Below are 17883 nucleotides of genomic sequence, written 5' to 3'. Positions count from 1 at the left end.
TTTTTTCAAGCCCATCATCGACGACGCACCACCTGCACCCCCGGCACGTCGGAAACGGTTGACATCACCTTGGTCACACGGGTGGCATCGGGCACCTCGACGGTGAAGGTCATCCACGCCACGCCCTTGACGGATTGGGTCTGCACACCAATGACATTGATCTTCTCGCGCGCGAACGCGTCAGATATGTCGCGCAGCAGGCCCTGGCGGTCCACCGCTTCCACCGCCACATCCACCGGGTAGAACGCCGACTCCGTCCCTTTGCCTTTGGCTCCACTCCATTGCACGTCGATCACCCGCCCCGGGTGCTTGCCCGCCAAGTGGGTGAAATCCGGGCAATCGGCTCGGTGGATGCTCACCCCCTTGCCGCGCGTGACAAAGCCGCAAATGTCGTCGGGCGGCGCGGGCTTGCAGCACTTGGCCAATTGCGTCAGCAGCGAATCCACCCCCACCACCAGGACACTGCCCTGGGGGGCCTTCTCGTCGCTGCGGGCCTTGCGCAGCACCACCTCGTCGGGGGTGGGCAGCGGCTCGGGCGGGTTGAGCTGCTGCTCCACCGCGCGCAGGGTCAACTCCTCTTTGCCCAGGGCCTCGAACAGCGCCTGCGGTTGCGGGTAGCCCAAGGCACCCGCCAACTCCTCCAGGTTGATGGCGGTTTTGCCCTCGCGCTGCAGCAGTTTTTCCAGGGCCTCGCGGCCGCGGGCGGCGTTGTCTTCGGCCGCCAGGGCGTTGAACCAGGCGCGCACCTTGCTCTTGGCCCGGTGGCTGACGAGGTAGCCCTGGTCCGGGTTGAGCCAGTCGCGCGAGGGGCCGCCCTCTTTCGCCGCAACGATTTCCACCGTCTGGCCGTTGTCCAGCGGGGTGTTCAGCGGCACCATGGCGCCGTCCACCCGAGCGCCACGGCAACGGTGTCCCAGGTCGGTGTGCACGGTGTAAGCGAAGTCCACCGGCGTGGCGCCTTTGGGCAACTCGACGATGGCGGCGTGCGGCGTCAGCACGTAGATGCAGTCGTCGAACAACTGGCTGGCCGCGCCGCTCAGGTCGTGCTGCCAGGCCAGCAGCTGGCGCAGCACGGCGATCTTGGCGTCGTAGTCCGAACTGGCCGACACACCGGCATAGCCCTTGGCGCCGGCCTCCTTGTAGGCCCAGTGCGCGGCCACCCCGTGCTCGGCGTGGTCGTGCATGGCCTGGGTGCGGATCTGGATCTCGAACGCCCGGCCCTGGCCGTCGCGCACCACCGTGTGCAAAGACTGGTAGCCGTTGGGCTTGGGTTTGGCGATGTAGTCGTCGAACTCCTCGGGCACTGGGCTGAAGTGCGCGTGCACGTAGGCCAGCACGCGGTAGCAGTCGTCCATCTCGGGCACCACCACGCGCAGGGCACGGATGTCGAAGACCTGGTCGAAGTCCAGCGCCTTGCCGCGCATCTTTTTGATGATGCTGTAAATGTGCTTGGGCCGGCCCTGCACCTCGGCCGGGATGCCCTGGGCGCGCAGCTCGGCTTCCAGCGACTGGCGCACCTGCTCGACGTGGGTTTCGCGCTCGACCCGCTTTTCGTCCAGTAGGCGAGCGATCTGCTTGTAGGTGTCGGGCTCCAGGAAGCGGAAGGACAGGTCTTCCAACTCCCACTTGATCTGCCAGATGCCCAGGCGGTTGGCCAGCGGCGCAAACACCTGCAGCGACTCGCGCGCCAGGTCCGGGTCGGGCAGGATTTTGGCGGCGGCGTGGTAGCGCAGGGTCTGCAGCCGCGAGGCCAGGCGCAACATGACCACCCGCAGGTCGCGGGAGAAGGCCAGCAGCATCTTGCGCACGTTTTCGGTCTGGCTGGCGTCCAGCTCGGACACCGGCGTCTTGGCGCTGGCCACGGGCAGGCCGCTCTGGTCCTGCGCGGCCTGGCGCTGGGCCCGCACCTGGGCCGCCTTGACGCGGGCCTGGCGCTGCAATTGCACCAGCTTGGTGGCCTCCATGGCCACGTCGGCGTAGTCGCCACCAAAGGCCTTGGCGATGACCTCGCGCGGGCGGTTCAGGTGCTGGCAGGCGTACACCAGGTACACGCAGGTCTGCATTTCCGGCGTGCCACCGATGAGGCGGATGATGTCGGACACCGCATCGGCGTGCTCTAGGGTGTTTTCCCCGGTGTCCAGCAGTTCACCGGACAGCAAAGGCTCGGCGAAGGCCCGGGCCCGCGTCAGCGACTGGGCGTCGCGGCCGGTGCCGCCCGCCGACGCCAGGGCCACGGCGATCGCGGTGTGGTGGCCGTCTGGGGCCGCGGGAACGCCGGGGTGGGGGTCGGTGTTCATGGCGCCAGCAAAAAATCCTTGACCGCAGCCACTTGGTCGGCGGCCACCAGGGTGGGCGCATGCCCCACCCCCGCGAACTCCACACAACGGGCGCGCGGCCCGCGCTCGCCCATGTGCCGGGCGGTGTCGGCGGACAGGAGGTCGGACTCGGCCCCGCGCAACAGCAGGGTGGGCGCGGTGATGGCGTCGTACATCTGCCAGAGCAGGGCCTCGCCGGCGTGGGCGGCCTGCTCCATGGCCTGCGCGTCGCCCAGCGCCAGCATGGCCTTGAAAGGCACGGCGATGTCGGGGTCGTAGTGCAAGGTCCAGCCCTCCTGCACCGGGCGCAGCATGGGACGAGACAAGGCCAGCCACTGTTCGGGCGTGTGCGGCCCGAAACCGGTGGCGATGGCCCACAGCGCATCGGCCGCGGCCTGCTCACTGGGGAACACGGTCTGCACACCGATGTAGCTGCCGATGCGGCGCAAGGCCTGCGGCTCGATCACCGGCCCCACGTCGTTGAGCACCAGCCGGCGCAGCCCCACCGCCGGCTGCGAGGCCAGGGCCATGCCGATCAGGCCGCCCATGCTGGTGCCCACCCAGTCGATCTGCAAGGCGTACGGCTCGGCCGAACCGGTGGCGGCGGCGTGGCGCTGGCGCAGGTGGGCCAGCAGCACGGCCAGGTCGGTGGCGTAGGTGGGCACCTGGTAGGCCATGGGGTCGGCCAGCCAGTCGCTGTGGCCACGTCCGGCCACGTCCACGCTGACCACGCAGGCGTGCGGCGCCAGGGCCTGAGCCAGCACGTCAAAGTCGCGCGCCTGGCGGCTCAGGCCGTGCACGCACACCACCACCCGCGGCGGACAGGCCTGGCCGGTCGCGTTCCACTCCCACCAGGCGATGCGGCGCTGCGGGCTGTGCTTGGCCTTGGGGCCGGGCACGTCGAGGTGGTGCAAAACGGGTTCCATGCGTGTCTCTCCCCAGGGCCGGCGAAGGCCCCCGGACTTCCGTGATAATGTTTTCGGGTGGGCTGCGATCTGCTGTCGCACAGACTTGAAAAGACCGCAGCGCCGATGTCGTCGATCGTAATGGAAATGGAGAAGACTTCATGTTGAAAAACAAGACCGCCCTCGTCACCGGCTCGACCAGCGGCATCGGCCTGGGCATCGCCAAAGCCCTGGCGCGACAGGGGGCCAACATCGTGCTCAACGGCTTTGGCGAGGTGGAGGCGGCCAAGGCCGAAGTGGCTGCGCTGGGCGTGAAGGTGGCTTACCACGGCGCCGACATGAGCCAACCCGCCGAGATCGAAGCCATGATGCAGGCCGCCGCGGCCGAATTCGGCCAGGTCGATATCCTGGTGAACAACGCCGGCATCCAGCACGTGGCCAGCGTGCAGGACTTTCCGCTGGAACGCTGGGACGCGATCATCGCCATCAACCTGAGCAGCGCCTTCCACACCACCCGCCTGGCGCTGCCCGCCATGCAGGCAGCCAACTGGGGCCGCATCATCAACGTGGCGTCGGTGCACGGCCTGGTGGGTTCGGCACAGAAATCGGCCTACGTGGCGGCCAAGCACGGCGTGGTCGGCCTGACCAAGGTGACCGCGCTGGAAAACGCCACCACCGGCGTGACCTGCAACGCCATCTGCCCGGGCTGGGTGCTGACGCCGCTGGTGCAAAAGCAGGTGGACGCCAAGGCCGCGGCCCTGGGCTTGAGCAACGCAGAGGCCACCAAGCTGCTGCTGGGCGAGAAAGAACCTTCGATGCAGTTCACCACCCCCGAGGAGTTGGGCGAACTGGCGGTGTTCTTCTGCTCGCCGGCGGCCAACAACGTGCGCGGCGTGGCCTGGAACATGGACGGCGGCTGGACCGCCCAGTAAACGCCAACGCCGGGCCGCGCCACCTCACTGGAGCTGCACGCTGCCCGACACCGTGACCTGCACGGTGCCCTTGCCAGGCTCGGCCGGCACTGGGGCCGACGCCAGGTCGGCCTTGGCCTCGGCCGCCATCAGGAAGCGGGGTCGCACCGGGGGTGGCGTGCTGCCGTCGCTGACCGACACCTCACGCAGCACGTAACCGCTGAAGCCGAAATCCCGCGCCACCTGCTGGGCGCTGACCTTGAAATGGGCGATGGCCTGCTGGCGCACCTCTGCCTCCAGCCGTTGGCTGGCCTCGCGGCTGAGCGAGAAGTACATCTGGGACACGGCCAGGCCTGGGGTGTCCCCGGCCAGCGCCGCCACTTTGGCCACGTCGCGCCCCTGCAACAAGAGTTCGGCACTGCCCTGCCAGCCGGCGACCTGGCTGTCGCGGCCATACCGGGGCTGCACGCTGAACGCACCGGTGCTCAACTCCAGTCCGGCCGCCGCGGCACGCGGCTTGGCGTGGGCCAGGGCCCGCTCCAGCACCTGCTTGAGTTGCTGTTGCACGGCACCGGCCTCCGGCGCCTGGTGGCGCGTGGTCAGGACCACGGTCAGCCAGTCCTGCACCACCTCCTGCTGGGCTCTGGCGCTGAGTTGCACCACATTGCGCGGCTCGGGCAGCCCCTGGGCCTGGGCCACCGACCCCAGGGCCAGCAGCGCCAGGACCGACCAGGTCTGTGCGACGGCCCGTCGGGCCACGGTGGGGAATCCATGCATATCAAGCTCCTCGCATTCGGCCAACCCGCTGAGCGGGCACGGTGGCGCCCAGTGTGCCAGCATTGCCGGCCCGCGCATGCGCAACATCTGTAACAGCCCGTGACCCACAGACCCGTCCAGGGGTGGTTGGCCGGGCCGCCGGTGTCACAATGGCCTTTGTTACATTTTCGGGAGCTGCCCATGCCACCCCCCAGCCACCGCCCCGACCGCATCCTGGTCGTGGACGACGACGCCCGCATCCGCGACCTGCTGAACCGCTACCTCACCCAGGAAGGTTTCGACGTCTGGGTGGCCGAAGATGGCCGCGCCCTGACCCGCCTGCTGACGCGCGATACGGTGGACTTGATCGTGCTGGACCTGATGCTGCCGGGCGAGGACGGCCTGAGCATCTGCCGCCGCCTGCGCGCGGCCAACGACCGCACGCCCATCATCATGCTCACCGCCAAGGGGGAGGACGTGGACCGCATCGTCGGTCTGGAAGTGGGCGCGGACGATTACCTCGGCAAGCCGTTCAACCCACGCGAACTGCTGGCGCGCATCCACGCGGTGCTGCGCCGCCGCCCACCGCCCGAGATGCCCGGCGCCCCGTCGCAGGAGGCGGAGGTGGTGAGCTTCGGCGAGTTCACCCTGGACCTGGGCAAACGCACCCTGACCAAAGCGGGCACGGACGTGGGCCTGACCACCGGCGAATTCGCCATGCTCAAGGCCCTGGTGCGCCACCCGCGCCAGCCCTTGTCGCGCGACAAGCTGGCCCAACTGGCACGCGGGCGCGAGTTCGAGCCCTTCGACCGCAGCCTGGACGTGCAGGTGTCCCGCCTGCGCAAGCTGATCGAGACCGACCCCGCCTCACCGCGCTACCTGCAGACCGTGTGGGGGGTGGGTTACGTGTTCGTGCCGGACGATGAGAAGCCCTGACACGGCCAGGCCCCCACTGCCGGCGCCGCAGCGCAGCATCAGCCTGTTCTGGCGCACCTTCCTGCTGCTGGGGCTGCTGCTGCTCGGCTCCATCGTGGCCTGGTACCAGACCTTCCGCGCGCTGGAGGAAGAGCCGCGCGCCCTGCAAAACGCGCGGCAACTGGCCTCGCTCGTCAACCTGACGCGGGCCGCCCTGGTGCACGCCGACGCGATCGCGCGCGTGTCGCTGGTCAAGACCCTGGTGGACGAAGAAAACGTGCGCATCGCCGTGCGCGAACCCACCGACACGCACCGGCCCTACGACCAGACCACGCAAGGCCGGCACATCAGCGCGGTGCTGGCCGAGCGGCTGGGCAGCGACACCATCGTGGCGCGCGAGGTCAATGGTTTCGAAGGGCTGTGGATCGGTTTCGACATCGGCCAGGAAACCTACTGGCTGCTGGCCGACCCGGAACGGGTGGACGCCATCGGCGGCGTCACCTGGCTGGTCTGGCTGGGCATCGCCGGCAGCCTGTCGCTGCTGGGAGCGGCGGCCATCGCCCGGCTGATCAACCACCCGCTCAAACGCCTGTCGGCGGCGGCGGCGCGGGTGCGCGAGGGCGACTTCCAGGCCAGTCACCTCGACGAAGGCGTGCCCACCACCGAGATCCGGGACGTGAACGTGGGCTTCAACCGCATGGCCGACCAGCTCGCCATGGCCGAGGCCGACCGCACCCTGATGCTGGCCGGCATCTCGCACGACCTGCGCACGCCCCTGGCCCGCCTGCGCCTGGAAACCGAGATGAGCGTGCCCGACCCCGCCACGCGCGACCTGATGGCGGCCGACATCGAGCAGGTCAACACCATCATCGACAAGTTCATGGATTACGCGCGCGCCAAACCCGAGCAGCTGGAACCGGTGAGCCTGAGCGAAGCGGTAAGCACCTGCGTACAGCCTTGGGCGGGCCAGGCCGGTTGGCGGATCGAGGCCCACGTGCCCGAGAAGATCGGGGTCTGGGCCGACGCGGTGGAACTGCGCCGGGTGCTGAGCAACCTGCTCGAAAACGCCGGGCGCTACGGCCGCGGACCCGACGGCCAGGTCCGCGTGGAACTGAACGCCGGTGTCAGCGGCAAATGGGTGACCCTGACCTTGCGCGACCACGGCGAGGGGGTAGCGGCGCCCTTGCTGCCGCGGCTGACAGAACCGTTCTTCCGCGGCGATGCGGCCCGTACCGCGGCCAATGGCTCGGGGCTGGGGCTGGCGATCGTGCAGAAGACGCTGCAACGCATGGGCGGCGAACTCCGCCTGGACAACCACCCCCAGGGCGGCCTGCAAGCCCAGTTGCGCCTGCGCAAAGCCTGAGCCCTCGGGCCCCCGCCGCCGGGCTCACACCCGCTGCAGCAGCACCACGGCCCGGGCCTCGATGCTCAAGCCCTGGCCCACCGGACCCAGCTTTTCGGCCGTCTTGGCCTTGACGTTGACCTGCTCCGGCGCCACCCCCAGCGCCTGCGCGATGCGTTCGCGCATGGCGGCCTTGTGCGCCCCCAGGCGCGGCGCCTGGGCCACCACGGTGCCATCCACATTGGCCACGGCCCAGCCCAAGACGCGCACCTGGCGCACCGCCTCGGCCAGCAACAACGCCGAATCGGCCCCGTGGAACTGTGGGTCGTGGTCGGGGAACAGGGTGCCGATGTCGCCCAGACCGGCCGCGCCCAGCACCGCGTCGGTGATGGCGTGCAGCAGCGCGTCGGCATCGGAATGGCCCAGCAGGCCGCTGTGGTGGGGCACGGTCACGCCCCCCAGCACCAGCGCGCGGCCGGGCACCAGGGCGTGAACGTCCCAGCCTTCGCCCACGCGGAAGGGGCATGCACTGGCAAGGAAGGAAGCGGCGGTCATTTTGGTGGAAGTGGTGTGGTAGCAGCAGCTTGGCGGTGGCTCAGCACCGCGTCGGCCAGTGCGAAGTCTTCGGGGTAGGTGAGCTTGAGGTTCTGCACACTGCCACGCACCAGCAGGGGCCGGCCACCGGCGGACTCGATGGCACTGGCCTCGTCGGTGATGCCCGCAAAATCGGTGGTGGCGTGTGGCGTCATGGCCTGCCACAGGTCGCCCCAGCGGAACATCTGCGGCGTTTGCGCCAGCCATTTGTCGGCACGGTCCACGGTGGCGCAGACGCGCTGCGCCGGGTCGGCGGCCTTGAGCGTGTCGGGCAGCGGCACCCCCAGCAGGCCGCCCACCGGGTCGGCACGGCAGGCGGCGATCAGGGTCCGCACATCGGCCGGGGCCAGCAGACAGCGCGCGGCGTCGTGCACCAGCACCCAGTCCTGCGGACGGGCACCGGCACCGGCCAGGGCCTGCAGGCCGGCGTAAACGCTGTGCGCCCGGCTCGCGCCGCCCACGTGCCAGACGCGCACCCGCGGCTCGGGCGCGGTGTAGTCGCGGTCGTGCGGGGCCACCACCACGCCCACGCCCACCAAGCTGTCCACCGCCAGCAGCGCACGCACGGTGTGGTCGATGACGCGCGCGCCGGCCACGCACTGGTACTGTTTGGGCTGGGGCGAGCCGGCCCGGCTGCCACTGCCGGCCGCGGGAATCAGGGCGTAGCAGCGCGGCGGGGCGGCCGGATCGTCGGGAAATGGGGCAGGCGTCGGTGGCATGGTGCGCCCCGATTCTAAAATCTCCACCCACGTGACCCCGCTGCCCACCGGCTGCGGGGTGTTGCTTTTGGCCTTTCACGCCCGCCCCGATCGCATGGACCTGCCCAAACTCACCCCCGGCAAACGCTTTCAGTTGCCCCGCCCCACCGGCGCCGCCGACGCGCTGCTGCTGGCACAACTGGGCCAGCGCGAAAAAACCGCGGGCCGGCCGGTGGCCATCGTCACCGCCGACGCCAACGACGCCCAGCGCCTGCTGGAGGAAATCCCCTTCTTCGCGCCCGAACTGCGCTGCGCCCTGTTCCCCGACTGGGAAACGCTGCCCTACGACAGCTTCTCGCCGCACCAGGATTTGATCTCGGAACGCCTGGCCACGCTGTGGCGCATCCAGCAGCGCAAGGCCGACGACGGCGCCGACGTGGTGCTGGTGCCGGCCACCACCGCGCTGTACCGGCTGGCGCCGCCGTCCTTCCTCGCCGGCTACACCTTCGAGTTCCAGGTCAAGCAAAAGCTGGACGAGGCCAGGCTCAAAGCCCAACTCACCCTCGCTGGCTACCAGCACGTGACGCAAGTGGTCAGCCCCGGTGAGTACGCGGTGCGCGGCGGCCTGATCGACCTGTTCCCCATGGGCGCGCCCATGCCCTACCGGGTGGACCTGTTCGACGACGAAATCGACAGCATCCGCACCTTCGACCCTGACAGCCAGCGCAGCCTCTACCCCGTGCCCGAGGTGCGGCTGCTGCCGGGCCGCGAATTCCCCATGGACGAGGCCGCGCGCGCCCAGTTCCGCGCGCGCTGGCGCGAGCTGCTGGACGGTGACCCGACCAAAAGCCGCATCTACAAAGACATGGGCAACGGCGTGGCCACCGCCGGCATCGAGTACTACCTGCCGCTGTTCTTCGAACAAACGGCCACGGTGTTCGACTACCTGGGTGACGACGCGACCCTGGTGCTGCACGGCGACCTGGAGCCCGCGTTCCAGCGCTTCTGGCAAGACACGCGCGAGCGCTACCGCTTGATTCAAGGCGACCCGGACCGCCCCGCCCTGCCGCCCGACACCCTGTTCCTGGAAGCCGAAGCCTTCTACGCCGCCGCCAAGCCGCACATGCAACTGGCCTTGCGCCCGGAAAAACAGGACGTGGAACACAGCGCCTGGGTCCAGCCCCTGCCCGACCTGGCCGCCCACCGCGGCGCCGACGACCCGCTGGCCCAACTGCACGCCCATCTGGCCCGCACGACCGACCGCGTGCTGCTGCTGGCCGAAAGCGACGGCCGGCGCGAAAGCCTGCTGGACTTTTTGCGCGCCAGCGGCGTCCATCCCCCGGCCTTCGATTCCCTGGCCGAATTCCAGGCCAGCGACGAAAAAATCGGTATCGCCACCGCGGCCTTGTCCAGCGGCTTCGCCTGGGTCGAAGGCGGCCTGCATTTCGTCACCGAGACCGAACTCTTCGCCGCCGGCCCCACCACGCGCCGACGCAAAAAGCAGGAGCAGGTCAGCGACGTCGATGCCCTGATCAAGGACCTGAGCGAACTCAACCTGGGCGACCCGGTGGTGCACAGCGCGCACGGCATTGGCCGCTACCGCGGCCTGGTCCACATGGACATGGGTGACAAACAGCCCGACGGCAGCCCGGCGCTGCAGGAATTTTTGCACCTGGAATACGCCAATGACGCGGTGCTGTACGTGCCGGTGAGCCAGCTGCAACTGATTGGCCGCTACACCGGCGTCAGCGCCGACGAAGCCCCGCTGCATCGCCTGGGCAGCGGCCAGTGGGAAAAAGCCAAGCGCAAGGCCGCCGAACAGGTGCGCGACGCCGCCGCCGAACTGCTCAACATCTACGCCCGCCGCGCCGCGCGCGAAGGCCACGCCTTCCGTTACAGCCCCAACGACTACGAACAATTCGCCAACGACTTCGGTTTCGAGGAAACCGCCGACCAGAAAGCCGCCATCCACGCCGTGGTGCAGGACATGATCAGCCCGCAGCCCATGGACCGGCTGGTCTGCGGCGACGTGGGCTTCGGCAAAACCGAAGTCGCCCTGCGCGCCGCCTTTGTGGCCGTGACCGGGGGCAAGCAGGTGGCCTTTTTGGCCCCCACCACGCTGCTGGCCGAACAGCACTACCAAACCCTGGTGGACCGCTTCGCCAAGTGGCCGGTGAAAATCGCCGAGATGAGCCGCTTCCGCACCGCCAAGGAAATCACCGCGGCCATGAAGGGCATTGCCGACGGCACGGTGGACATCGTGGTCGGCACCCACAAACTGCTGAGCGAAAAAACCCAGTTCAAGAACCTGGGCCTGCTCATCATCGACGAGGAGCACCGCTTCGGTGTGCGCCACAAAGAGGCGATGAAGCAACTGCGCGCCGAGGTGGACGTGCTGACACTGACCGCCACCCCCATCCCGCGCACCCTGGGCATGGCGTTGGAAGGCCTGCGCGACCTGAGCGTGATCGCCACCGCGCCGCAACGCCGCCTGGCCATCAAAACCTTCGTGCGCGACGAGGGCAACGGCGTGATCCGCGAAGCGGTGCTGCGCGAGCTGAAACGCGGCGGTCAGGTGTATTTCCTGCACAACGAGGTCGAGACGATCGAAAACCGCAAGCAGAAGCTGGAAGAGATCCTGCCCGAGGCGCGCATCGCCATCGCCCACGGCCAAATGCCCGAGCGCGAGCTGGAGCGCGTGATGCGCGACTTCGTGGCCCAGCGCTTCAACCTGCTGCTGTGCTCCACCATCATCGAAACCGGCATCGACGTGCCCACGGCCAACACCATCATCATGGCGCGGGCCGACAAGTTCGGCCTGGCCCAACTGCACCAGTTGCGCGGGCGCGTGGGGCGCAGCCACCACCAGGCCTACGCCTACCTGCTGGTGCCCGACCTGCAAGGCCTGACCAAACAGGCCCAGCAGCGCCTGGACGCCATCCAGCAGATGGAAGAACTGGGCAGCGGCTTCTACCTGGCCATGCACGACCTGGAAATCCGTGGCGCCGGCGAGGTGTTGGGCGAAAACCAGAGCGGCAACATGCTGGAGGTGGGCTTCCAGCTCTACAACGAGATGCTGGCCGAGGCGGTCAAATCGCTCAAGGCGGGCAAGGAACCCGACTTGCTCAACCCGCTCAACGTCACCACCGACATCAACCTGCACGCGCCCGCCCTGCTGCCCGACGACTACTGTGGCGACGTGCACCTGCGCCTGTCGTTCTACAAAAAGCTGGCCACCGCCAAGACCAGCGACCAGATCGACCGCCTGCTGGAAGAAATCGTGGACCGCTTCGGCAAGCTGCCCACCCAGGCACAGACGCTGATCGACGTGCACCGCCTGCGCGTGCTCTCCAGCCCCTACGGCGTGCAGAAGGTGGACGCCACGCCCGGCGTCATCCTCATCACCTTCCGGCCCAACCCGCCGGTCGATCCGATGCGCATCATCGAACTGGTGCAGAAGAACAAGCAGATCAAACTGGCCGGCAACGACAAGCTGCGCATCGAGCGCGCGCTGCCCGAGCCGAAAGACCGGGCCCAACTGGTGCGCGACGTGCTGCGTTCGCTGGGCACCCCACTGACGAACCCCGAGGCCGTGCACTGAGCACCGCGTCGCATGGCACTCGAATCCGCCATTGTCCTGCTGGGCCTGCTGGTCGCGCTGTGGCTGCGCCCCTGGCGTCTGCTGGGCGATGGCGTGCTGCTGTCCCCACTGCTGGCCCAGCTGTCCCTGCTGTCCGTCTTGTGGAGCCTGCCGTTCTGGCACCACATGCCCTTGCAGGTGCATTGGTCGGGCGCCCCATTGCTGACCCTGATGCTGGGCTGGCCCCTGGCCGTGCCCGCCCTGGTGGCCGTCGGGCTGGTGGTCTGGGGCCTGTCCCCGGCCGATTTCGCCCAGGCGCTCGGCCTGGTGGTGTGGAAAGGGTTGGCCCCCGCCACCTTCACCCTGCTGCTGGGGGCCGCGCTGCGCCGCTGGTTGCCCCAGCACCCCTTTGTCTACGTGCTGGGCCGCGGCTTTCTGGGCTCGGTGGTCTGCGTGTTCGCGGGCAGCCTGCTGGGGCAATGGCTGGGGCACGGGCTGCCCCACGTGCCCGCCGGCCTGTCCTCCGTCGCCCACTGGCTCATGGCCTGGGGCGACGCCTTCATCACGGGCATGTTGTGTGCCATCTTCGTCGCCTTCCGGCCCCAGTGGCTGGCCACCTGGTCGGACCGGCTCTACCTGCAGCCCGGCACCCCACCCGAACGCCCCCGATAATCCCCACCATGACTTCCGCTTTCGAATTCGCCCCCGGCCTCGTCGTCCAAGGCTTCACCGCCCCGCTGCAACTGAGCAACTTCAAGCTCATCGCCTTTGACATGGACTCCACCCTCATCAGCATCGAGTGCGTGGACGAGATCGCCGACGCGGTGGGCCGCAAGGCCGAGGTGGCCGCCATCACCGAAGCCGCCATGCGCGGCGAAATCACCGATTTCAAAGACAGCCTGCGCCGCCGCGTGGCGCTGCTCAAAGGCGTGACCGTGGCCGACATGGAGCGCGTCTACACCGAGCGCCTGAAGGTCAACCCCGGCGCCGCCGAACTCATCGCCGCCTGCCAAGCCGCGGGCATGAAGGTGCTGCTGGTGTCCGGCGGCTTCACCTACTTCGCCGACCGGGTCAAGGCGCGGCTGGGCATCGACTTCGCCCGCTCCAACATTTTAGAAATCGAGAGTGGCCCGCATTGCGGCGCGCTCACCGGTCGCCTGGTGGACCAGTGCTGGGGCGACATTTGCGACGGCACCGAAAAACGCCGCACGCTGCTGGAAGTGGCCTCGCTGCTGGGCATCGAGCCCCAGCAATGCATTGCCATGGGCGACGGCGCCAACGACCTGCCCATGATGGCCGCGGCCGGCCTGTCCGTGGCCTACCACGCCAAGCCCAAGGTGCGCGAGCAGGCCATGGTCGCCATCAACGACGGTGGCCTGGACCGCCTGCTCGAAGTGCTGCGCTGAAGCGCCCGGACCGCCATGCCCTTTGCCACCCTCGGCCTGCACCCGGCCTTCTTTGAAGCCATCCAAGCCCTCGGCTACGCCGCGCCCACCCCGGTCCAGACCGAGGCCATCCCCGCCGTGCTGCGCGGCACCGACGTGCTGGCCCAGGCGCAAACCGGCTCCGGCAAAACCGCCGCCTACGCCCTGCCGCTGCTGCAGCGCCTGTGGGAACACCCCATGGCCCGCGGCCCGCACCCGGTGCGCACCCTGGTGCTGGTGCCCACGCGCGAACTGGCCCAGCAGGTGGGCGACCTGCTGCGCGAGGTGCTGCGGCACCTGCCACGCAGCACCACCGACGGCCCGCCCCCGCTGAAAGTGGCGGTGGTGTTCGGCGGCGTGTCCATCAACCCCCAGATGATGGGCCTGCGCGGCGGCGCCGACCTGGTGGTGGCCACCCCCGGGCGCCTGCTGGACCTGGTGGACAGCGGCGCCCTGTGGCTGAACAAAGTCCAGCATCTGGTGCTGGACGAAGCCGACCGCCTGCTCGACCTGGGCTTTGCCGACGAACTGCGCGCCGTGCTGGCCCTGCTGCCCGCGCGGCGCCAGAACCTGCTGCTCTCGGCCACCTTCCCGGCCGAGGTGCAAGGCCTGGCCGATGCCTTGCTGCGCGCACCCCAACGCATCCAGGTGCCCGAAACCGCCGCCGACCTCAGCCGCATCGAGCAGCACGCCTACCGGGTCGACACCGCGCGCCGCGCCACCCTGCTGCGCCACCTGATCGACGCCCGCGGCTGGAGGCAAACCCTGGTGTTCGTGGCCAGCCAGTACGCCGCCGAACACCTGGCCTTCAAACTCAACCGAGGTGGCTTGAGCGCCACCGCCTTCCACGGCGGCCTGACCCAGGGCGCCCGGCGCGAGGTGTTGGCCGGCTTCAAACACGGCGAGGCGGACGTGCTGGTCACCACCGACTTGGCCGCCCGCGGCATCGACATCGCCCAGTTGCCGGTGGTGGTCAACTTCGACCTGCCGCGCTCGGCGGTGGATTACGTGCACCGCATCGGCCGCACCGGGCGCGCGGGCGCCTCGGGCCTGGCCGTCAGCCTGGTGACCGCGGCCAGGCTGGCGCACTGGCAGCTGATCCAGAAGCGCCAGCAACTGGCGCTGCCGCTGGAGGTGGTGCCGGGCTTTGAACCCACCGAGGCCGATGTGCCCGCGGCCCAGGACGGCGACGGCAACGGTGGCGTCAAAGGCAAGCGGCCCAGCAAGAAAGACAAATTGCGCGCAGCGGCCGCGCTGGCGGCCCACTCAAACGGCCCGCGCTGAACCGACCCAGCGCCGGCCTCACGCCCACCCAAGCCAGGCGCCCCAGGCCGCCCCTGGACGGCCGCGTCAGTCGTCTTCGGCGTCGGCAGGGGCGTCGCCCGCGTCCGGCCGCGCCTGGAACTGGCGCACCCCGGCCCGGGCTGCAATGGCCACATACACCTGCTGGGCACCGCCCTGCGCCAGTTCGTCCAGGCGCGCGCTCAGGGCCTTGACGTGCACCGCTTCGGCGCTGTCGGCGTCCGCGCCCAAGGTGCAATCGAAGTCCCAATAGTCCACGCCCGCGGGCAAGGCCTTGCGGCGTTCGCGCTTCACGTATTTGTGGAGTTCGTGCTTGACCGCGTCCAGCACGCGGTCCGGGTGTTTGCCCTCGATCTGGAGGGAGAAGGTTTTTTTCATGTCTGTCCTGCCCGCGGCGGTCGGCGCCGACATGGCGCCGTGGCGGGAGCGCGATTATGCGGCCAGATGCCGGCCTTGGGTTATGCTTGCCTGCACACCATGCGTTCCGTTCCCCACTGCCCCAGCGCCGAAGCCATCGCCCTGCTCGACCCGTTCGAGCGCCTGCCCCTGTCGCAGGTGCAACTGGTGCACAGCGCCGAGCAGGCCCGGCACGCCGCCCAGGCCCTGCAACAGGCCCAGGCCTGGGGCTTCGACACCGAATCCAAACCCACCTTCCACAAAGACCAGGTGTCCGACGGCCCCCACACCGTGCAGCTGGCCACACCCGAGCGCGCCTGGGTGTTCCAGCTGCACGACCCCGATTGCCGCGCCGTGGTGGCCGACCTGCTGGCCTGGCCGCACGCGGTGAAAGCCGGCTTTGGCCTGCGCGACGACCGCGCCCGCATCGAGCGCAAGCTGGGCGTCACGCCCAATCAGGTACTGGAACTCAACACCGTGTTCCGCCAGCGTGGGCACCGGCGCGAAGTCGGCCTGAAAACCGCGGTGGCCCTGCTGTTCCAGCGGCGCTTCCTCAAATCGAAGAAAACCGCCACCACCAACTGGGCCGCGCCCCAACTGAGCGAGGCGCAGCTGCTGTACGCGGCCAACGACGCCTACGGCGCCATCCGCGTCTACCACGCGCTCAAGCTGGCGCCCTGAGCAGCACCTTCAGCGCTTGCGCGACGAGAGCAGCCAACTCACCCCCACCGCGATCGGAATCAACGGCCACCAGACCCCGATGATCTGGCGAATGCTGACCGTGATCAGCCCCAGGTTGGACAGCAGGAAATAGACCCCCAGCAGGATCAGCAGCACCGCCACGGTGGGGTTTTTCATGTCAGGTCCTGACGGTGTTCACAGCGCCCGCGCCAGGCGCTGCACCCCCTCGCGGATCTTGTCCACGTCGGAAGTGGCAAAGCTCAGGCGGAAGCTGGCGCGGTCGGCTTGCTCGCAGTAGAACGGCGCGCCCGGAACAAAAGCCACACCCTGCTCGATGGCGCGCTGCGCGAACAGCTGGCTGTCCTGGACCTGGCCACGCGCGCCGGTCAGCCGCGCCCACACGAACAGTCCGCCCTGGGGGGCCACAAACTCCACCGCGTCGCCCAGCTCCTGGCGCAGCGCATCGCACATAGTGCGCGCGCGCTCGGCATACACCGCCCGGGCGCGCGCCAGGTTGGCGTCCATGCGGCCCGCCTTCAGGTATTGCGCGGCGGTGGCCTGGGCAAAGGTGCTCGAATTGGCGTCGCTGAACTGTTTGCACATCACCGCCTTGGACATCAAGGGATCGGGCGCGATCATCCAGCCCAGGCGCAAACCGGCCGACAGGGTTTTGCTCAACGAGCCGCAGTACACCAGGCAGTCGCGGCTGCCCGGCACCTGCTCGCTCAGGGCCAGCAGGCTGGGCGGCGGCGCTGCGTCAAAGTACAGGTCGCCGTAGGGGTCGTCTTCCACGATCAGGGTCTGGTGCTGGACCGCCAGCTCCAGCACGCGCCGGCGCCGCTCCAGACTCAGCGTGGCGCCGCTGGGGTTGCCAAAGGTGGGGATCAGGTACACAAACTTGGGCTTGTGTTCGACGATCAACTGCTCCAACCGGTCCACCTGCACCCCGTCGCCGTCGATCGGTGCGCTCACCAACTGAGCGCCGTACAGTCGGAAGCACTGGATGGTGGCCAGGAAGGTCGGTCCCTCCACGATCACCTTGTCGCCCGGCGACACCAGGGTCTTGCCCAGCAGGTCCAGCGCCTGCTGGCTACCGGTGGTCACCACCAGCTGCTCAGGCGTCAAGGCCTGCACGCCCTTGCCGGCCATGAAGGTGGCCAGTTGCTGGCGCAGCGGCAGGTAGCCCTCGGTGGCGCCGTACTGCATCGCGCCCGCCGGCTCTTGCTCCAGCGCCGCCAGGGTGGCCTGGCGGATGCCGTCCACGTCCACCAGGGCCACATCGGGAAAGCCCCCGGCGAAACTGATGATGCCCGGCTTGCCCAGCAGCTTGAACAGCTCGCGGATGGCGGAGGTTTCAACGTTGTTCAGGCGCTCGGCCAAGCGCACGGCGGTGGAGTCGCTCATGGGTCACAATTCGGGCATGAAGAAGGAACAGATTGAGCGGTTCTTCGCCACCTTGCAGGCGGCCAACCCACAGCCCAACACAGAGTTGGAGTATACGAGCGTGTTCGAACTGCTCACGGCCGTGCTGCTCAGCGCCCAAGCCACCGACGTGGGGGTCAACAAGGCCACCCGCCGCCTGTTCCCGGTGGCCAACACGCCCCAGAAGATCCTGGACCTGGGGCTGGAAGGGCTGGAAAACCACATCAAGACCATCGGCCTGTACCGCAGCAAGGCCAAGCACCTGATGCAGACCTGCCGCATCCTGGTGGACCAGCACGGCGGTCAGGTGCCCCGCACCCGCGAGGCGCTGGAAGCCCTGCCCGGCGTGGGCCGCAAAACCGCCAACGTGGTGCTCAACGTGGCCTTTGGTGAGCCCACGATGGCGGTGGACACCCACATCTTCCGCCTGGGCAACCGCACCGGCCTGGCCCCGGGCAAAACCCCGCTGGAGGTGGAGCGCCAACTGCTAAAGCGCATTCCCGCGCGTTTCCTGGAAGACGCCCACCACTGGCTGATCCTGCACGGTCGCTACGTCTGCCAGGCGCGCAAACCCCAGTGCGGGCGTTGCGCCGTGGCCTCGTATTGCGACTACAAGGCCAAAACCGCCTGAGCCGGGGCCCG

General features: G+C 68.8%; 17 protein-coding genes. 9 read left to right on the top strand and 8 right to left on the bottom strand.

The features are described 5' to 3' along the window. Nucleotides 1-14 precede the first annotated feature (14 nt). A complete protein-coding gene (locus CON77_RS00630) occupies nt 15-2297 on the bottom strand; it encodes a RelA/SpoT family protein (RefSeq protein ID WP_101046779.1) in 2283 nt (760 codons plus the stop codon). Continuing rightward, on the bottom strand, nt 2294-3241 hold the full coding sequence (locus tag CON77_RS00625) for an alpha/beta fold hydrolase (RefSeq protein WP_101046777.1): 948 nt from the start codon (nt 3239-3241) through the stop codon (nt 2294-2296). Before CON77_RS00625 ends, CON77_RS00630 begins: the two co-directional genes overlap by 4 nt. Nucleotides 3242-3381: 140 nt before the next feature. Between CON77_RS00625 and CON77_RS00620 the strand changes: the two genes are divergently transcribed. Next, on the top strand, nt 3382-4152 hold the full coding sequence (locus tag CON77_RS00620; protein WP_101046776.1) for a 3-hydroxybutyrate dehydrogenase: 771 nt from the start codon (nt 3382-3384) through the stop codon (nt 4150-4152). Between the two features lie 24 nt (nt 4153-4176). Here CON77_RS00620 and CON77_RS00615 read toward each other — a convergent pair whose 3' ends face one another. Then, nucleotides 4177-4908 carry an SIMPL domain-containing protein gene (locus CON77_RS00615; RefSeq protein WP_101046774.1) on the bottom strand — a complete coding sequence of 244 codons (732 nt, stop codon included), beginning with the start codon at nt 4906-4908 and terminating at the stop codon, nt 4177-4179. Between the two features lie 180 nt (nt 4909-5088). Between CON77_RS00615 and ompR the strand changes: the two genes are divergently transcribed. Both ompR and CON77_RS00605 read left to right on the top strand, forming a co-directional pair. Next, on the top strand, nt 5089-5823 hold the full coding sequence (gene ompR, locus CON77_RS00610) for an osmolarity response regulator transcription factor OmpR (protein WP_101046772.1): 735 nt from the start codon (nt 5089-5091) through the stop codon (nt 5821-5823). Further along, the gene (locus CON77_RS00605; protein ID WP_101046770.1) at nt 5810-7165 is read left to right on the top strand and encodes an ATP-binding protein; all 1356 of its coding nucleotides are present in this window, start codon (nt 5810-5812) and stop codon (nt 7163-7165) included. The genes ompR and CON77_RS00605 overlap by 14 nt, the downstream gene beginning before the upstream one ends. 24 nt (nt 7166-7189) lie before the next feature. Here CON77_RS00605 and ispF read toward each other — a convergent pair whose 3' ends face one another. Continuing rightward, a complete protein-coding gene (ispF, locus tag CON77_RS00600) occupies nt 7190-7699 on the bottom strand; it encodes a 2-C-methyl-D-erythritol 2,4-cyclodiphosphate synthase (protein ID WP_101046768.1) in 510 nt (169 codons plus the stop codon). Further along, nucleotides 7696-8457: a 2-C-methyl-D-erythritol 4-phosphate cytidylyltransferase gene (gene ispD / locus CON77_RS00595; RefSeq protein ID WP_101046766.1), complete on the bottom strand. Its 762-nt coding sequence runs from the start codon at nt 8455-8457 to the stop codon at nt 7696-7698. Before ispD ends, ispF begins: the two co-directional genes overlap by 4 nt. 94 nt (nt 8458-8551) lie before the next feature. Here ispD and mfd point away from each other — a divergent pair, with 94 nt between their 5' ends. Genes mfd through CON77_RS00575 form a run of 4 tightly spaced genes read left to right on the top strand, consistent with a single transcriptional unit; the run spans nt 8552 to nt 14724 of the window. Then, nucleotides 8552-12037 (top strand): transcription-repair coupling factor, encoded by a 3486-nt coding sequence (mfd, locus tag CON77_RS00590; RefSeq protein ID WP_101046819.1) that lies wholly within the window; start codon nt 8552-8554, stop codon nt 12035-12037. Between the two features lie 12 nt (nt 12038-12049). Then, nucleotides 12050-12688, top strand: a complete 639-nt coding sequence (locus CON77_RS00585) for an energy-coupling factor ABC transporter permease (protein WP_101046765.1) — start codon at nt 12050-12052, stop codon at nt 12686-12688. Nucleotides 12689-12696: 8 nt separating this feature from the next. Further along, on the top strand, nt 12697-13422 hold the full coding sequence (gene serB, locus CON77_RS00580; protein ID WP_101046763.1) for a phosphoserine phosphatase SerB: 726 nt from the start codon (nt 12697-12699) through the stop codon (nt 13420-13422). A 15-nt stretch (nt 13423-13437) separates the two neighbouring features. Then, complete coding sequence (locus CON77_RS00575; RefSeq protein WP_101046761.1) at nt 13438-14724, top strand: DEAD/DEAH box helicase; 1287 nt, start codon at nt 13438-13440, stop codon at nt 14722-14724. 66 nt (nt 14725-14790) lie between these two features. On the opposite strand, the gene CON77_RS00570 is transcribed toward CON77_RS00575, so the two are convergent. Next, the gene (locus tag CON77_RS00570) at nt 14791-15120 is read right to left on the bottom strand and encodes a DUF6172 family protein (RefSeq protein WP_101046759.1); all 330 of its coding nucleotides are present in this window, start codon (nt 15118-15120) and stop codon (nt 14791-14793) included. Nucleotides 15121-15219: 99 nt separating this feature from the next. Here CON77_RS00570 and CON77_RS00565 point away from each other — a divergent pair, with 99 nt between their 5' ends. Next, nucleotides 15220-15819, top strand: a complete 600-nt coding sequence (locus CON77_RS00565) for a 3'-5' exonuclease (RefSeq protein ID WP_101046818.1) — start codon at nt 15220-15222, stop codon at nt 15817-15819. 9 nt (nt 15820-15828) lie between these two features. Here CON77_RS00565 and CON77_RS15310 read toward each other — a convergent pair whose 3' ends face one another. Next, on the bottom strand, nt 15829-15996 hold the full coding sequence (locus CON77_RS15310) for a LiaI-LiaF-like domain-containing protein (RefSeq protein WP_198552226.1): 168 nt from the start codon (nt 15994-15996) through the stop codon (nt 15829-15831). A gap of 18 nt (nt 15997-16014) precedes the next feature. Next, complete coding sequence (locus tag CON77_RS00560) at nt 16015-17205, bottom strand: aminotransferase-like domain-containing protein (protein ID WP_101046816.1); 1191 nt, start codon at nt 17203-17205, stop codon at nt 16015-16017. A 34-nt stretch (nt 17206-17239) separates the two neighbouring features. On the opposite strand from CON77_RS00560, the gene nth reads away from it, so the two are divergent. Beyond that, on the top strand, nt 17240-17872 hold the full coding sequence (gene nth / locus CON77_RS00555; RefSeq protein WP_101046757.1) for an endonuclease III: 633 nt from the start codon (nt 17240-17242) through the stop codon (nt 17870-17872). Nucleotides 17873-17883: the final 11 nt, after the last annotated feature.

The organism is Macromonas nakdongensis, assembly GCF_002837145.1.
GTDB classification, from domain to species: domain Bacteria; phylum Pseudomonadota; class Gammaproteobacteria; order Burkholderiales; family Burkholderiaceae_C; genus Macromonas_B; species Macromonas_B nakdongensis.
Note: the sequence above shows the minus strand (reverse complement) of the source record. Positions and strands in the feature narration are given on the sequence as shown.

Coding starts and splice junctions, on each gene's coding strand:
- CON77_RS00630 (WP_101046779.1), bottom strand. CDS start 2,297: ATGAACACCGACCCCCACCCCGGCGTTCCCGCGGCCCCAGACGGCCAC.
- ispD (WP_101046766.1), bottom strand. CDS start 8,457: ATGCCACCGACGCCTGCCCCATTTCCCGACGATCCGGCCGCCCCGCCG.
- CON77_RS00625 (WP_101046777.1), bottom strand. CDS start 3,241: ATGGAACCCGTTTTGCACCACCTCGACGTGCCCGGCCCCAAGGCCAAG.
- CON77_RS00575 (WP_101046761.1), top strand. CDS start 13,438: ATGCCCTTTGCCACCCTCGGCCTGCACCCGGCCTTCTTTGAAGCCATC.
- ompR (WP_101046772.1), top strand. CDS start 5,089: ATGCCACCCCCCAGCCACCGCCCCGACCGCATCCTGGTCGTGGACGAC.
- mfd (WP_101046819.1), top strand. CDS start 8,552: ATGGACCTGCCCAAACTCACCCCCGGCAAACGCTTTCAGTTGCCCCGC.
- CON77_RS00620 (WP_101046776.1), top strand. CDS start 3,382: ATGTTGAAAAACAAGACCGCCCTCGTCACCGGCTCGACCAGCGGCATC.
- CON77_RS00585 (WP_101046765.1), top strand. CDS start 12,050: ATGGCACTCGAATCCGCCATTGTCCTGCTGGGCCTGCTGGTCGCGCTG.
- ispF (WP_101046768.1), bottom strand. CDS start 7,699: ATGACCGCCGCTTCCTTCCTTGCCAGTGCATGCCCCTTCCGCGTGGGC.
- CON77_RS00565 (WP_101046818.1), top strand. CDS start 15,220: ATGCGTTCCGTTCCCCACTGCCCCAGCGCCGAAGCCATCGCCCTGCTC.
- nth (WP_101046757.1), top strand. CDS start 17,240: ATGAAGAAGGAACAGATTGAGCGGTTCTTCGCCACCTTGCAGGCGGCC.
- CON77_RS00605 (WP_101046770.1), top strand. CDS start 5,810: ATGAGAAGCCCTGACACGGCCAGGCCCCCACTGCCGGCGCCGCAGCGC.
- CON77_RS00570 (WP_101046759.1), bottom strand. CDS start 15,120: ATGAAAAAAACCTTCTCCCTCCAGATCGAGGGCAAACACCCGGACCGC.
- serB (WP_101046763.1), top strand. CDS start 12,697: ATGACTTCCGCTTTCGAATTCGCCCCCGGCCTCGTCGTCCAAGGCTTC.
- CON77_RS15310 (WP_198552226.1), bottom strand. CDS start 15,996: ATGAAAAACCCCACCGTGGCGGTGCTGCTGATCCTGCTGGGGGTCTAT.
- CON77_RS00615 (WP_101046774.1), bottom strand. CDS start 4,908: ATGCATGGATTCCCCACCGTGGCCCGACGGGCCGTCGCACAGACCTGG.